Annotated in this window: 15 protein-coding genes; 12 read left to right on the top strand and 3 right to left on the bottom strand. The window is 45.1% G+C overall.

All coding sequences use genetic code 11. The features are described 5' to 3' along the window. Position 1: 1 nt before the first annotated feature. From GGR02_RS06490 to GGR02_RS06455, 8 genes are all read left to right on the top strand, one after another. Complete coding sequence (locus tag GGR02_RS06490) at positions 2-799, top strand: pyruvate, water dikinase regulatory protein (protein ID WP_183183925.1); 798 nt, start codon at positions 2-4, stop codon at positions 797-799. A gap of 220 nt (positions 800-1,019) precedes the next feature. Beyond that, positions 1,020-1,508, top strand: coding sequence for a YaiI/YqxD family protein (locus GGR02_RS06485; RefSeq protein WP_229706113.1), 489 nt, complete (start codon positions 1,020-1,022; stop codon positions 1,506-1,508). 37 nt (positions 1,509-1,545) lie between these two features. Beyond that, entirely contained in the window at positions 1,546-3,330 is a 1,785-nt protein-coding gene (gene dnaG, locus GGR02_RS06480) for a DNA primase (protein WP_183183923.1), read from the top strand. Positions 3,331-3,364: 34 nt separating this feature from the next. After that, complete coding sequence (rpoD, locus tag GGR02_RS06475; protein ID WP_183183922.1) at positions 3,365-4,486, top strand: RNA polymerase sigma factor RpoD; 1,122 nt, start codon at positions 3,365-3,367, stop codon at positions 4,484-4,486. Positions 4,487-4,590: 104 nt separating this feature from the next. After that, a complete protein-coding gene (locus GGR02_RS06470) occupies positions 4,591-5,115 on the top strand; it encodes a hypothetical protein (protein ID WP_183183921.1) in 525 nt (174 codons plus the stop codon). Positions 5,116-5,406: 291 nt separating this feature from the next. Then, complete coding sequence (gene cccA / locus GGR02_RS06465; protein WP_183183920.1) at positions 5,407-5,772, top strand: cytochrome c550; 366 nt, start codon at positions 5,407-5,409, stop codon at positions 5,770-5,772. A 90-nt stretch (positions 5,773-5,862) separates the two neighbouring features. Beyond that, complete coding sequence (locus GGR02_RS06460; RefSeq protein ID WP_183183919.1) at positions 5,863-6,573, top strand: tRNA (adenine(22)-N(1))-methyltransferase; 711 nt, start codon at positions 5,863-5,865, stop codon at positions 6,571-6,573. Continuing rightward, positions 6,566-7,684, top strand: a complete 1,119-nt coding sequence (locus tag GGR02_RS06455; RefSeq protein WP_183183918.1) for a Nif3-like dinuclear metal center hexameric protein — start codon at positions 6,566-6,568, stop codon at positions 7,682-7,684. Before GGR02_RS06460 ends, GGR02_RS06455 begins: the two co-directional genes overlap by 8 nt. A 139-nt stretch (positions 7,685-7,823) precedes the next feature. Here GGR02_RS06455 and GGR02_RS06450 read toward each other — a convergent pair whose 3' ends face one another. Further along, positions 7,824-8,774, bottom strand: a complete 951-nt coding sequence (locus GGR02_RS06450) for a 4-hydroxy-3-methylbut-2-enyl diphosphate reductase (protein ID WP_183183917.1) — start codon at positions 8,772-8,774, stop codon at positions 7,824-7,826. Between the two features lie 66 nt (positions 8,775-8,840). Further along, positions 8,841-9,326 carry a VrrA/YqfQ family protein gene (gene vrrA / locus GGR02_RS06445; RefSeq protein WP_183183916.1) on the bottom strand — a complete coding sequence of 162 codons (486 nt, stop codon included), beginning with the start codon at positions 9,324-9,326 and terminating at the stop codon, positions 8,841-8,843. Positions 9,327-9,476: 150 nt separating this feature from the next. Here vrrA and GGR02_RS06440 point away from each other — a divergent pair, with 150 nt between their 5' ends. After that, on the top strand, positions 9,477-10,772 hold the full coding sequence (locus GGR02_RS06440) for a DEAD/DEAH box helicase (RefSeq protein WP_183183915.1): 1,296 nt from the start codon (positions 9,477-9,479) through the stop codon (positions 10,770-10,772). 28 nt (positions 10,773-10,800) lie between these two features. Further along, a complete protein-coding gene (locus GGR02_RS06435; RefSeq protein ID WP_183183914.1) occupies positions 10,801-11,700 on the top strand; it encodes a deoxyribonuclease IV in 900 nt (299 codons plus the stop codon). 7 nt (positions 11,701-11,707) lie between these two features. Here the strand turns inward: GGR02_RS06435 and GGR02_RS06430 are convergent, their stop codons facing one another. Next, positions 11,708-11,968 carry a DUF2624 domain-containing protein gene (locus tag GGR02_RS06430; RefSeq protein ID WP_183183913.1) on the bottom strand — a complete coding sequence of 87 codons (261 nt, stop codon included), beginning with the start codon at positions 11,966-11,968 and terminating at the stop codon, positions 11,708-11,710. Between the two features lie 86 nt (positions 11,969-12,054). On the opposite strand from GGR02_RS06430, the gene GGR02_RS06425 reads away from it, so the two are divergent. Both GGR02_RS06425 and GGR02_RS06420 read left to right on the top strand, forming a co-directional pair. Then, on the top strand, positions 12,055-12,936 hold the full coding sequence (locus GGR02_RS06425; protein WP_183183912.1) for a YitT family protein: 882 nt from the start codon (positions 12,055-12,057) through the stop codon (positions 12,934-12,936). 83 nt (positions 12,937-13,019) lie between these two features. Continuing rightward, positions 13,020-13,778, top strand: a complete 759-nt coding sequence (locus GGR02_RS06420) for a metal ABC transporter ATP-binding protein (protein ID WP_183183911.1) — start codon at positions 13,020-13,022, stop codon at positions 13,776-13,778. The last annotated feature ends 3 nt before the right edge of the window (positions 13,779-13,781 follow it).

The raw sequence follows: 13,781 nt of genomic DNA, 5'->3' as shown, positions 1-13,781 counted from the left end.
AATGCAACGCGTCGTATACGTAGTTTCTGACTCAGGGGGGGAAACGGCGGAATTAGTCGTCAAAGCAGCCGCTAGTCAATTTAATAGCTCGATTATTCAATTAAAACGCGTGCCGTACGTCGAAGATACGACAACATTGAAAGAAGTCGTTGCGCTTGCGAAAATGAACGATGCGATTATTGCATTTACGCTCGTTGTACCGCAAATGCGCCAGTTTTTAATCGAAGAGGCGCAGCGCGAAGGGGTAGAGGTGTATGATATTATCGGTCCGCTTATCGAAAAAATGCGCGATTTGTTTCAGATGACGCCGCGGTATGAACCAGGACAAGTGCGCGTGCTTGATGAAGATTATTTTAAGAAGATCGAAGCGATTGAATTCGCGGTGAAATATGATGACGGCCGTGACCCGCGCGGCATTTTACGCGCAGATATTGTGTTAATAGGTGTGTCACGTACATCGAAAACGCCGCTTTCGCAATATTTGGCGCATAAGCGTCTGAAAGTGGCGAACGTCCCGATTGTACCAGAAGTCGAGCCGCCGGAAGAGCTGTTTAAAGTATCACCGGAAAAATGTTTTGGATTAAAAATTAGCCCAGAAAAATTAAACTCGATTCGCCGTGAGCGATTAAAAGCGCTCGGCCTAGACGATAAAGCAATTTATGCGAATATCGAACGGATTAAAGAAGAATTGGATTACTTTGATAAAGTCATTCAAAAAATCGGCTGCGATGTTATTGATGTGACGAATAAAGCGGTGGAAGAAACAGCGAACATCATTATGAAAAAACGAAAGTTATAACCGACAAAAACGGGCTGAGCCAAGGCGAAGCTCGTTTTATTTCTTCTCCACGAAAAACGAGGGGATATTTTTTTATAGCATATTCTATTCGTTTGTATTATAATAAAAAATTGTGATAAAAGCACGTTTAGAGCGTATAGAGAACGAGTAAACTATGTATAGTTTATTGTCAAGAAGGGAATCGACAAAATTCGGCGATGGTCATAGGAGGAGAAGCAGGATTTTTGAGAAACATGTAGAAAAGGAAACGTATGCACGGCGAGATTTGACTATTTTTGTCGATGCGGACGCTTGTCCTGTGAAACAAGAAATTTTTTCGCTCGCTCGTCAATATAATGTAGAGAGCGTGTTTGTGTCTTCCTACAGCCATTTTTCGCACGACCAACCGATGCAATGGGTATATGTCGATGCAGAAAAAGAAGCGGTGGATTTATACATCGTCAACCATGCGAAGGCGGGCGATGTCGTCGTCACGCAAGATGTTGGGTTAGCGAGCATGCTCGTCCATCGAAATATTTACGTCGTTTCTCCGCGTGGAAACGTGTATACGGAAGAAGAAATGGGCCATCGGCTCTATGTTCGCTACCTGCATGCGAAACAGCGAAGACAAGGAGTGTATGCGAAAGGAATGAAACGTTTTTCCGCAGAAGAACGACAGACGTTTCGAAAAAGTTTCGAAAAAATTTTGTCGAAACTCGCAGGAAAATAGACATAGGTCGAGAATAATACATTACGGAGTTGTTCATATGGGATATCGCCTTCCCGAAGAAACAATTGAAGAAATCCGGCGAGCGGTTGATATCGTCGATGTGATTAGTGAGTACGTCCAGCTGAAAAAACAAGGACGAAATTATTTCGGACTTTGCCCGTTCCATGGAGAGAAAACGCCATCGTTTTCGGTATCTCCCGAAAAGCAAATTTTCCATTGCTTTGGTTGCGGAGCAGGCGGAAATGTTTTCTCGTTTTTGATGGACATCGAAGGGCTATCGTTTGTGGAAGCAGCCGAGCGGCTGGCAAGGCGGGCGAACGTGGATTTATCCCATTTCGCGCTCCAAGAACAGCCGCAGCGGGCAACGGAAACGAACGATACAAAAAAAATGATCGAAGCGCATGAACTTTTAAAGAAATTTTATCATCATTTGCTCATAAATACAAAAGAGGGGCAAGAAGCGCTTCACTATTTGCAAACACGAGGTATTTCATCATCAGCAATCGAGCAGTTTGCCATCGGCTACTCTCCCTCAGCTTGGGACGTAGCGGTAAAATTTTTAAAAGGCCGTGGCTTTTCGTTAGAGCTGATGGAAAAGGCAGGTCTTGTCATTCGGAAAGAAGACGGCAACTATTTTGACCGTTTTCGCAACCGAATTATGTTTCCGATTCATAATCATCATGGGGAAACAGTCGCGTTTTCCGGGCGGGCGATTGGAGAGGGGCAGCCAAAATATTTAAACAGCCCAGAAACGCCGATTTTTCATAAAGGAAAAATTTTATACCATTTTCACCAAGCACGCCTTCCGATTAGAAAACAGCAGCAAGCTGTTTTGTTTGAAGGGTTTGCCGATGTTGTTTCAGCGGTGCAAGCAGGGGTCGGAAATGCGGTCGCCACGATGGGGACGGCACTAACCGAAGAGCAGGCACGCATTTTGCGGCGAAACGCAGAAACGGTCGTCATTTGTTATGACGGGGACTCAGCAGGGATGGACGCGGCGGTTCGGGCAGCCGAATTATTAGCACAAGCCGGCTGCCATGTGAAAATTGCAACAATTCCTGATGGCCTTGATCCAGATGAGTATATTCGCCGAAACGGGTCGGAGTCTTTTCAGCGAAACATCCTTGAATCAAGCCGATCTCTTACGGCGTTTAAACTGGCGTATTTGCGTAGAGGAAAAAATTTAAAAAACGAAAACGACCAAATTCGTTATATTGACGAAGCGTTGCGCGAAATTAGCCGACTTTCTTCTCCTGTGGAACTGGACTATTATTTACGTCAGCTCGCGAACGAGTTTTCTCTTTCATTAGCTGCCTTAGAACAGCAACTAGCACGTTACAAAAAGAAAGAACATGCTACGCGTGAACGGCATGTGATGCGGCAGCAGCCGTTGCAAAAAAAGTTGCTCCCAGCGTTTCATAACGCCGAACGGATGTTGCTTGCCCATATGTTGCGCAATCGTGACGTCGCGTTTACCGTCCAACAGACAGTGCAAGGCGGATTTAACATCGAGGAACATCGGGCAATTGCTGCTTACCTTTACGCGTTTTATGAAGAAGGAAACGAACCGGACGTTAGCGCCCTGCTAGCTCGCATGCCGAACGAGCTAAAACCGCTTGTAACCGAGCTGTCGATGATGCTTATTAATGAAAATCTTTCTTCTCAAGAATTAAATGACTATATGAAACATGTGTTGAATTACCCAAAATGGTTAAAGCTAAAAGAAAAAGAACAGGAAAAACTGGAAGCAGAGCGGCAAAAAGATTTTTTAAAGGCGGCACGCATCGCCCAAGAAATTTTGGAAATGAAAAAACAATTGTAGTGTGATGGGAAAGTTTTAGAAGGAAGGTGACGAGATGGCTGAAAAATCAGCTCGTTCAAAACAAATCGAAACGGATGCAACGTTAGAGCAAGTAAAAGAACAATTAGTGGAAGTAGGCAAAAAACGCGGTGTATTAACATATGAAGAAATTGCTGAACGGTTAGCAAGCTTTGATCTTGACTCGGATCAAATGGATGAATATTACGAATACTTGACAGAACAAGGAATTGATGTAATTAGCGAATCGGATTTAGAAGATGACCCGGATTTAGATGATTTGAAAGAAGAAGAGTTTGATCTAAATGATTTAACCGTTCCACCTGGGGTGAAAATTAACGATCCGGTTCGTATGTATTTAAAAGAAATTGGTCGCGTTCCGCTGTTGTCGGCGGAAGAAGAGATTGAGCTTGCCAAACGGATTGAACAAGGAGACGAAGAGGCGAAACGTCGCCTTACGGAAGCGAACTTGCGCCTTGTCGTCAGCATTGCGAAACGCTATGTTGGTCGCGGCATGTTGTTTTTAGACCTCATTCAAGAGGGAAACATGGGACTAATTAAAGCGGTTGAAAAGTTTGACTACCGAAAAGGATATAAGTTCAGTACGTACGCAACGTGGTGGATTCGCCAAGCGATTACAAGAGCGATTGCCGACCAAGCACGGACGATTCGCATCCCTGTTCATATGGTCGAAACGATTAATAAGCTCATCCGCGTCCAACGCCAACTGTTGCAAGATTTAGGTCGCGAGCCGTCTCCAGAAGAAATTGCAGAGGAGATGGATTTGACGCCGGAGAAGGTGCGCGAAATTTTAAAAATTGCCCAAGAGCCAGTATCGTTAGAAACTCCGATTGGCGAAGAAGACGATTCGCATTTAGGGGACTTTATTGAAGACCAAGATGCGACGTCGCCTTCAGAGCATGCGGCGTATGAGCTATTAAAAGAGCAACTCGAAGACGTGCTTGATACGTTAACAGACCGAGAAGAAAACGTGCTTCGCCTCCGCTTTGGGTTAGATGATGGACGCACGCGTACGCTTGAAGAAGTCGGAAAAGTGTTTGGCGTCACAAGAGAGCGCATTCGCCAAATCGAAGCAAAAGCGCTACGAAAATTGCGCCATCCAAGCCGTAGCAAGCGCCTGAAAGACTTTTTAGAGTAAAACGTTCTCCGCTTTTTGAGCAATGCTTAAAAAGCGGGGAATGAATAGTTTACTTCTTCGCGGGGAAGTAAACTATTTTTATTTCGATAGAAAGGTCGATCGGCATGAACGAAAAACGACGTGAAATTATTGTGCGCGAAATTGAATATTGGAAACGGTCCCGTCTTCTCCCAGAGCATTATTGCGATTATTTGTTAGCGCTTTATACAGAAGGGGAAGTTACTCCTTCTGCCGCTCCTAGCCGAAAACGATGGGCGACGGTTTTCTTTCTGTTGTTTATTTGTTTATTGCTTCCAGCAGGTGTTCTTGTCATTTATTTTACTGAATTATCATTCGTTTTGCAAATGCTCCTTTTGGCATTTTTTGTCGGAATTTGTCTAATGGCAATATGGCGATGGCGAAAAGAAGCACTTGTGCATTTGCCGTTGATTAGTGGGGCGTTTCTTTTGTTTCTTGCCACGGTGCGACTGAGCGACTATTACTTTTCTGGATCAAAAGCGGTATTGTCGCTTGTCATTTTTTTAAATTGTTTTCTATGGATAGTAATCGGGATGCGCTTTCGTTTTTTATATTTAACGATTTCTGGGGTGCTCGGTTTACTATTACTTACGGGGTCGTTCTTTTTTTGATTTTTGAAAAGAAAGAGCGCTGCCCAGTCGCCTTCGCTTTTCGGAGGTGTCTAGCTACGGCTCCTAGCTGCTCGGGGGTCAAATAACCTTCCCCCTCGAGGTGACGAGCACCTCTCCGGGGGAAGAACATTCGCCCCGTCGCAGCTAACCAGTCGCCTTCGCTTTTCTTTTTTCGACGATTTTCTGCAAGATTTTAGATTAGGGCTTTTCCTTCTTGATGATTTACAGTAAAATAAAGTTGTTTATAGCGGTTACATTTAAAGGATGGATACATAAAGGGAGGTAAATACGATGAATCGCAATCCATTAATCCCATTTGTACTTATTATGGTATTGGGAATCGGTCTAACGATTGCTCTTTCTTTCAAGGGGCTTGGGGATGCAAAAGAGCTTGCGGAAGAGCAAAAAGGCGGCGCTAAAACAGAAGAAAAAGCGACTGCAGCAAATCCAGAAGAGTTTTATAAACAAACGTGCAGCGCCTGTCACGGGGTGAACTATGAGGGCGGTGTCGGTCCGTCGTTAAAAGGTGTAGGAAAACGCCTTTCGTTAGATCAAATTAAAGACGTCATCCAACATGGACGCGGTAACATGCCATCTGGTCTTGTTCCTGCAGACAAAGCAGACGAAATGGCGAAATGGCTATCTAAACTGCAATAACTTCTAAAATCCCTTTGCCTTAGGTGAAGGGGTTTTTTGTTTATGATACAATGAAGCGGAGGACTGTTATTGGAAGGAAAGGAAGATAGAATGAACGAATTAAAGCTATCGAAGCGATTAGAAACGGTCGTTTCGTTTATCCCTAAGGGTGCGCGCTTAGCCGATATCGGTTCGGACCATGCGTATTTGCCGTGCTATGCGTATTTGCACGGATATATTGTGCAAGCGGTGGCAGGGGAAGTGGCAGACGGCCCATTTCGTTCCGCGAAGCAACAAGTGATGAAAGTTGGGCTAAGCGACGTCATTTCTGTACGAAAAGGCGACGGCTTGGCGGTCATTGAAGCGGGAGAAGTCGATTGCATGACAATCGCTGGCATGGGTGGAACGTTAATTGCGCATATTTTAGAAGCGGGAAAGCAGAAAGTGCAAACAGTGAAGCGGCTTATTTTGCAGCCGAATGTTGGCGCACATGTCGTGCGAAAATGGTTGGTTACGAACGGCTGGGAATTAATCGCCGAACGGATTTTAGAAGAAGATGGGCAAATTTATGAGGTGTTAGTGGCGGAAAAAGGCGATCCTTTCAAGCCATACCGAGATTTCGAGGCAGAGTTGTTGGTTGGTCCGTTTTTACGAACGGAACGAAGCGATGTATTTGTGAAAAAATGGCGCAAAGAAATGGAGCATTGGCGGCGAATTATTGCGGAATTAGAAGAAAAGGCGACGACAAAAGAAGGGATGGCGAAGAAAGAAGCGCTAGAAAGAAACATTCAGTTAATCGAGGAGGTCTTGCGCGATGAGTAAAATTCCAAATGGACAGGAAATCATTCAACTGTTAGAGCAATTTGCGCCGAAGCACTTAGCGATGGAAGGAGACCCGATTGGCTTGCAAATCGGCTCGCTCAATAAGCCCGTTCAGCGCGTGATGGTGACGCTTGACGTGCTGGAGGAGGTGGTGGATGAGGCGATTAGCAAAAACGTCGACCTTATCATCGCCCACCACCCTCCGTTGTATCGTCCGCTGAAGCAAATCATTACCGACCAAGCGCAAGGGCGAATCGTCGAAAAATGTCTCAAACATGATATTGCCATTTATGCTGCCCATACAAATTTAGACATTGCCACAGGCGGCGTGAACGACTGGCTTTCAGAGGCGCTTGGGCTACAAGAAATCGACGTCTTAGTGCCGACGTATGAAGAAGCGTTGAAAAAATTAGTCGTCTATGTTCCGGAAACGCACGCATACGCTGTTCGGGAAGCGATTGGGAATGCCGGAGCTGGCCATATCGGAAATTACAGCCACTGCACGTTTAATAGCCGCGGCATTGGGACATTTTTACCGGAGGAAGGGGCAAATCCGTTTATCGGTGAAAAAGGAACGTTAGAAGAAGTAGAGGAAGTACGGATAGAAACGATTTTTCCAGCGTCGCTGCAAAAAAAGGTGATTGCGGCGATGTGGAAAGCCCATCCGTACGAAGAAGTCGCGTATGACGTTTATCCGTTAGAAAATAAAGGACGGACATGGGGATTAGGGCGCATCGGATATTTACCGGAAGAAATGACGCTTCGTGCCTTTGCGGAGCATGTAAAAAAAGCGCTCGACGTACAAACGGTGCGCGTTGTCGGCAATTTATATGACAAAGTGAAAAAAGTGGCGGTCATTGGCGGCGACGGAAATAAATATATTCGCCAGGCGAAAATGAGTGGAGCCGATGTTTATGTCACAGGCGACGTCTATTATCATGTGGCGCATGACGCGATGGCACTTGGGCTTCACATCGTCGACCCAGGGCATCACGCAGAAAAAGTGATGAAACAAGGACTAGCTCGCTTTTTAGAGCAACAAATCGGGGGGAAATGGGACGTTTCTATTTTCGCGTCAGAAGTGCATACCGACCCGTTTACATTTGTATAAGAAAAGCGCAAAGCGCCCGCCTATCGGCGAAGAGCGCACAAGCCCCACCGAGGAGGAAACGACTCGAGCCGATGGCGCTTGGAGCTAGACAGCTCTTTGAACCCAAAATTTTCTTTCTTATCTTTTGAAAAAGGTGTCCTTATTGGACACCTTTCGTTTTGACTTTCGGCAAAATTTTTTGCAACGGCACTTTTCGTTCGCGTTTCCACGTAGCTGGATTGTTCGGGTCAAACTGTTCGAGAAAGTCGATGACTTCTTTTGTAATTGGCGTTGGTGTGGAAGCCCCAGCGGTGACAGCGACTTTTTTCGCGTCTTTAATCCAGTCAATTTCGATTTCGGTGACGTCGGCGACGCGGTATGCTTTCGTTCCCGCAATTTCTTCCGATACTTGTGCGAGCCGGTTCGAGTTGTTGCTTTTCGGGTCGCCGACGACAATCGTCACGTCTGCTTCTTTCGCTTGTTCGGCGACTGCTTCTTGCCGAAGTTGGGTCGCTAGGCAAATTTCTTTATGCATTTCGACGTGTGGATATTTTTCTTTCACTTTTTCCATAATATGTGCAACGTCCCATTGACTCATCGTCGTTTGGTTTGTGACCATGATTTTTTCATTGGTGACGGCAAGGTTTTCGACATCGGCGACGGTTTCAACAAGATGAATGCGCGTTGGGTCAATGCCGACCGCTCCTTCTGGCTCGGGATGCCCTTTTTTGCCGATGTAAATAATGTCATAGCCTTTTTCGAGTTTTTCGCGAATTAAGTCATGTGTTTTTGTCACGTCTGGGCAGGTGGCATCAATCGTCACAAGCCCTTTTTCGCGCGCGCGCCTTTTTACTTCTGGTGAGACACCGTGGGCGGTAAAAATAACCGTTCCGTGGTCGATTTTTTCTAAAATCTCGAGCCGATTTTCCCCATCGAGTGTAATAATGCCTTCTTCTGCGAACGCGTCGGTGACGTGTTTATTATGAACGATCATGCCTAAAATGTAGATCGGCCGTGGCAACGTTTTGTCTAAGGCGACGTTTCGCGCAATGACCATTGCATCAACGACGCCGTAGCAATAGCCGCGCGGTGTAATTTTAATGACTTCCATCGTTCTTCCCCCCTCCGTTGTACATCTTTCATTATAGCGGAGAATGAGGGAGAAGACAAAAACGAACTAAATGTAAAGCTTCGGGACAGATGGTTTTGGCTCGTTTTTTCGTTTTTCTTTCGGAGCTTGTTTCGCTGTTGGTAGTTCACGCGGGGAAGATTGTTTTTCTTTTTTCGTTTCTGCTTTTTCGTTTTTCTCTTCGGTTGTATCCGTTGTTTTCAGTTCTTTCCATATTTTCATCATCGCTGGCAAGTTTTTGACGAGCGGTCCGTATTGTTGAACCATTGGCATGACGTTTTGCGCAATGCCGAGCATTTTTTGCACATTAGTTAGCATTCCGCTAATTCCGCCGCCTGCGCTACTTGCACCACTCGCCATCGTTTGCATTGGTAGCGCACGAAAAGGCGAAGCTGCTTGGCCGCCGGAAAATAAACGAGATAACAATCCGCCGCCTGCTCTTGGGGCACCGTAAAACGGCTGCGTTGGAAACGGAGAGCGTGGAAAGGAAAACGGGCGCGCGGATGGAGGGGGAACCATTGGTGGTCGCATCATCTTTGTTTCCTCCTTTCTAACAACTTTCTATCATACAGTATGCGAATATCACAGAAAATGTTTTTTCCTAAGTGCCTATTGTTGCGAGAAGAAGCGAAAATCCGCTATAATGGTAAATCGGGTTTGTTTGCAAGGAAAGGAGAGAAGTGCATGAAAGAAACGTTGTTTGAACGGTTTTCGTTTCAGCCTTTTATTATAGAAGCGATTAAAGAGCTTGGATTTTATCAACCGACAGAAATTCAAGAGCGCGTTATTCCAAGCGTCCTTCGCGGCGAAAGCGTCATTGGACAGTCGCAAACAGGGACAGGAAAGACGCATGCGTACGTACTGCCGATTATTCATCATATCGACCCGTCACGCGATGACGTGCAAGCAGTTATTACTGCGCCAACAAGGGAATTAGCGACGCAAATTTACCATGAAGTGCTTCGCATCACGAAGCATTGTCCAAAAAAAGCCTCGATTACAGCTCGTTGCTTTATCGGAGGGACAGACAAGCAAAAGGCGATTGAAAAATTAAAAAAACAGCCGCATATCGTGATTGGGACTCCTGGCAGAATTAACGATTTAATTCGCGAGCAGGCGCTGTTTGTCCATACCGCGAAGACGCTAGTCGTTGATGAAGCAGATTTAATGCTCGATATGGGCTTTATTGTCGATGTCGACCGAATAGCGGCGAGAATGCCGAAAGAATTGCAAATGCTTGTGTTTTCCGCGACAATTCCAGAAAAGTTAAAACCGTTTTTAAAAAAATATATGGAAAACCCGAAATACGTCCATGTCGCCCCAAAACAAGTAGCAGCAGAAAACATCGAGCACGTGCTCGTTCCTCTTCGCCATCGTGACAAAATAAAGCTATTGCATGAGATGCTTGTCGCGTATAATCCGTATTTAGCCATCGTGTTTACGAATACGAAAAAGAAAGCGGATGAAGTGGCAGATGCGTTAAGCGAAAAAGGGCTAAAAGTAGGGATTTTACACGGGGATTTAACGCCGCGAGAGCGGAAAAAAATGATGAAACAAATTCGTGACCTTGAATTTCCATTCATCGTCGCGACAGACTTAGCGGCACGCGGCATCGATATTGAAGGAGTCAGCCATGTCATTAACTATGAATTGCCGAGCGATTTAGATTTTTACGTACATCGCGTCGGACGAACGGCGCGCGCTGGCTACACAGGAATCGCCACGACAATTTATGAACCTTCCGACCAAGAGATGTTGATAAAATTGGAGAAAAAGGGGATTTCCTTTATTCACCGCGACCTTGTGCGGGGAGAGTGGGAAGACTTGCCTCCTTGGAACCAGCGGAGCAAACGAGCAAAACAAAGCGATGATATTCAACAGCTAGTAAAAAAAATAAAACCGAAGCGAGTAAAGCCAGGATATAAGAAAAAACTGCAAGAACAACTCGAAAAGCAAAAGAAACGCCTAAAGAAAAAATAAGCCATGGCGCAGCGAAGGGGAGATGGAGATGTTGAAAATCGGCTCACATGTGTCGATGAGCGGAAAAAAAATGTTGCTTGCGGCGAGTGAAGAAGCGGTTTCTTACGGTGCAACGACGTTTATGATTTATACAGGTGCTCCGCAAAATACGCGGCGAAAAAAAATCGAGGAATTAAACATTGAAGCAGGGCTTGCCCATATGAAAGAGCATGGCATTGAAGAAATTGTCGTACATGCCCCTTACATCATTAACATCGGAAATACGATAAATGCCGATACGTTCCAGCTTGGCGTCGATTTTTTACGCGCGGAAATTGAACGAACGGCTGCCATCGGTGCGAAACAAATCGTTCTTCATCCAGGCGCGCATGTCGGAGCGGGAATAGATGCAGGCATTAAGAAAATTATTGAAGGGCTGAATGAAGTCATTACCCGTGAGCAACCGGTGCAAATTGCGTTAGAAACAATGGCGGGCAAGGGGTCGGAATGTGGCAGCCGCTTTGAAGAACTAGCGAAAATTATCGATGGTGTTGTGCATAACGACAAGCTATCGGTTTGTTTCGATACGTGCCACGTTCACGATGCTGGATATAATCTCGTTGATGACTTCGACGGGGTGTTAGAGGAATTTGACAAAATTATTGGCTTAGAGCGGCTAAAAGTGTTACACATTAACGACAGCAAAAACCCGCGCGGCAGCCGAAAAGACCGTCATGAAAATATCGGGTTCGGCCATATTGGATTTGAAACGCTCAATTACATCGTGCATCACCCAAGCCTTGCGGACATTCCAAAAATTTTAGAGACGCCGTACGTTGGCGATGATAAAAACGAGAAAAAACCGCCATATCGTTTGGAAATCGCGATGTTGCGCGCCCAATCGTTTGATGAAGAAGTGTTGGAAAAAATTAAGCGATCTCCGCTGTGAGATCGCCTTATTTTTTATTGACAAACTTTAAAAACAGCTCATTTGCTTGTTTCGCTGTTTGTGGGGACGTAATTTTTGCTAATTCTCGCACCCATTTTGCCCGTTCTTGTGGGTTAAATACGTTAATTTTATTCGTGCGGGCGATGTGAATGATTTGTTTTGCTTGTTCGACCGTTAATGGAATGCCATAATCGTGGCTGTATGCAACAAGCTCTTCCGGCGTAATCGTTTTTATTTTTTGATTGATGAGTTGCTGGTAAAGGTTCATCTATCGTGCCTCCTTTCCATCTATGTGTATCGTATGAAATGTGGTGGAAGAATGTGTTATAGTATAAAGAAAAAGGGGGAGTAAGATTGGTGCAGAAGCAGCATAAAAAAGAAAGTACGGGGCATGTGCTGTACCGACTGTTGCTTATTTTGCTTGGCGCATCGTTAGCTGCGCTTTCGATTGAGCGATTTTTAATGCCGAACAAAATGATTGACGGGGGAATTATTGGCATTTCGCTTATTTTAGATTATATTTTGCCGGAGAAATGGTCGGTTTTAAATTTCGCGACGCTTGTCGTGTTGTTAAATGCGCCGTTTATGTATTACGGCTATAAGCAAATCGGGAAAACGTTTATGTTTTCATCGATTTTTGGCATTGTTTGTTTAGCGGTTGTCGAACGGATGTTTCATCATATGGAGCCATTGACGAAAGAACCGATTTTAGCGACCGTTTTTGGTGGATTGACGTTAGGCGTTGGCGTGGGGCTTGTCATTCGCCACGGCGGTTCGTTAGACGGAACAGAAATATTAGGGATTTTATTAACGAAACAGCTCCCTTTTTCTGTCGGGGAGTTTGTGATGTTTATGAATATTTTTATTTTCGGTTGGGCAGCGTTTGTCTTTGGGCTAGAGCAAGCGATGTATTCGGTGATGACGTATTATATTGCGTTTAAAACGATTGATACGGTCATCGAAGGGCTCGATGAAACGAAAGCGGTCATCATTGTATCTGACCAGTATGAAGATATTTCGGATGCAATTTTGCATCGGCTTGGACGTGGCACGACGAAGCTGCAAGGAAAAGGCGGCTATACCGATGCACAAAAAGAAGTCATTTATGCCGTCGTAACGCGCCTTGAATTGACGAAGTTAAAAGCGATTGTGTATGAACTAGACCCACATGCGTTTATTACGATTATGAATACGCACGAAGTAAGAGGGGCGAAGTTTAAGTCCGCGATTCATTAACGTTCGTTTACAAACGAATTCGTTTTCGCTATACTATATTCGCAGCTAAATCGTAATCATTCTTAAATAACAGGGGAGACGCCATGACAAAGGAAGAAGCATTAAAAGTGGAGCACGTGTCGTTCCGTTATGAAAAAGAAAATGTGTTAGAAGATGTGACGTTTTCCGTACCGAAGGGGGCGTTTTTAGGGTTAGTTGGTCCGAACGGTTCTGGAAAATCGACGTTGTTAAAATGCATTTTAGGTTTATTAAAACCGCAGCAAGGAAACATTTTTTTATTTGGTACACCAATTTCGGAATTTAAAGAGTGGCACCGTGTCGGGTTTGTGTCGCAAAAAGCGAATAGTTTTAATACCGGCTTTCCGGCAACGGTCGAAGAAGTCGTCGCTAGTGGACTAACGGCTAAGCTCGGTCTTTTCCGCTTTTTTACGCGAAAGGAAAAGGATGCAGTGAAAGAGGCGATTGAAGCGGTTGGGATGACAAAATTTCAGAAGCAAAACATCGGGGAGTTGTCAGGAGGCCAGCAGCAGCGCGTCTTTATCGCTCGAGCGATTGTCAGTAAGCCGGAGCTATTGATTTTAGATGAACCGACCGTCGGTGTCGACGTTCATCACGTCCAAAACTTTTACAACATGCTAGAAGAGCTAAACCGCCATCTTGGCATCACGCTTGTGTTAGTGACGCACGACGTTGGAACGATTACCGAAAAAGTAACGCATGTCGCATGTTTAAATAAACATTTATATTTCCACGGGAAAGCAGCGGAGTTTGCTGAGTTGCAAGCCGATGATTTGTCTGCCTTTTACGGCCATCATTTGCACGTGCTTTCCCACCAACATTAGGGG

This window comes from Anoxybacteroides voinovskiense (assembly GCF_014196205.1).
Classification (GTDB): Bacteria; Bacillota; Bacilli; order Bacillales; family Anoxybacillaceae; genus Anoxybacteroides; species Anoxybacteroides voinovskiense.
Note: the sequence above shows the minus strand (reverse complement) of the source record. Positions and strands in the feature narration are given on the sequence as shown.

Bases quoted from the DNA above. Each gene is read 5' to 3' on its own strand.
- GGR02_RS06460 (WP_183183919.1), top strand. From the start codon at position 5,863: ATGAACGAATTAAAGCTATCGAAGCGATTAGAAACGGTCGTTTCGTTT.
- dnaG (WP_183183923.1), top strand. From the start codon at position 1,546: ATGGGATATCGCCTTCCCGAAGAAACAATTGAAGAAATCCGGCGAGCG.
- vrrA (WP_183183916.1), bottom strand. From the start codon at position 9,326: ATGATGCGACCACCAATGGTTCCCCCTCCATCCGCGCGCCCGTTTTCC.
- GGR02_RS06470 (WP_183183921.1), top strand. From the start codon at position 4,591: ATGAACGAAAAACGACGTGAAATTATTGTGCGCGAAATTGAATATTGG.
- GGR02_RS06455 (WP_183183918.1), top strand. From the start codon at position 6,566: ATGAGTAAAATTCCAAATGGACAGGAAATCATTCAACTGTTAGAGCAA.
- cccA (WP_183183920.1), top strand. From the start codon at position 5,407: ATGAATCGCAATCCATTAATCCCATTTGTACTTATTATGGTATTGGGA.
- GGR02_RS06435 (WP_183183914.1), top strand. From the start codon at position 10,801: ATGTTGAAAATCGGCTCACATGTGTCGATGAGCGGAAAAAAAATGTTG.
- GGR02_RS06440 (WP_183183915.1), top strand. From the start codon at position 9,477: ATGAAAGAAACGTTGTTTGAACGGTTTTCGTTTCAGCCTTTTATTATA.
- GGR02_RS06420 (WP_183183911.1), top strand. From the start codon at position 13,020: ATGACAAAGGAAGAAGCATTAAAAGTGGAGCACGTGTCGTTCCGTTAT.
- GGR02_RS06450 (WP_183183917.1), bottom strand. From the start codon at position 8,774: ATGGAAGTCATTAAAATTACACCGCGCGGCTATTGCTACGGCGTCGTT.
- GGR02_RS06490 (WP_183183925.1), top strand. From the start codon at position 2: ATGCAACGCGTCGTATACGTAGTTTCTGACTCAGGGGGGGAAACGGCG.
- rpoD (WP_183183922.1), top strand. From the start codon at position 3,365: ATGGCTGAAAAATCAGCTCGTTCAAAACAAATCGAAACGGATGCAACG.
- GGR02_RS06430 (WP_183183913.1), bottom strand. From the start codon at position 11,968: ATGAACCTTTACCAGCAACTCATCAATCAAAAAATAAAAACGATTACG.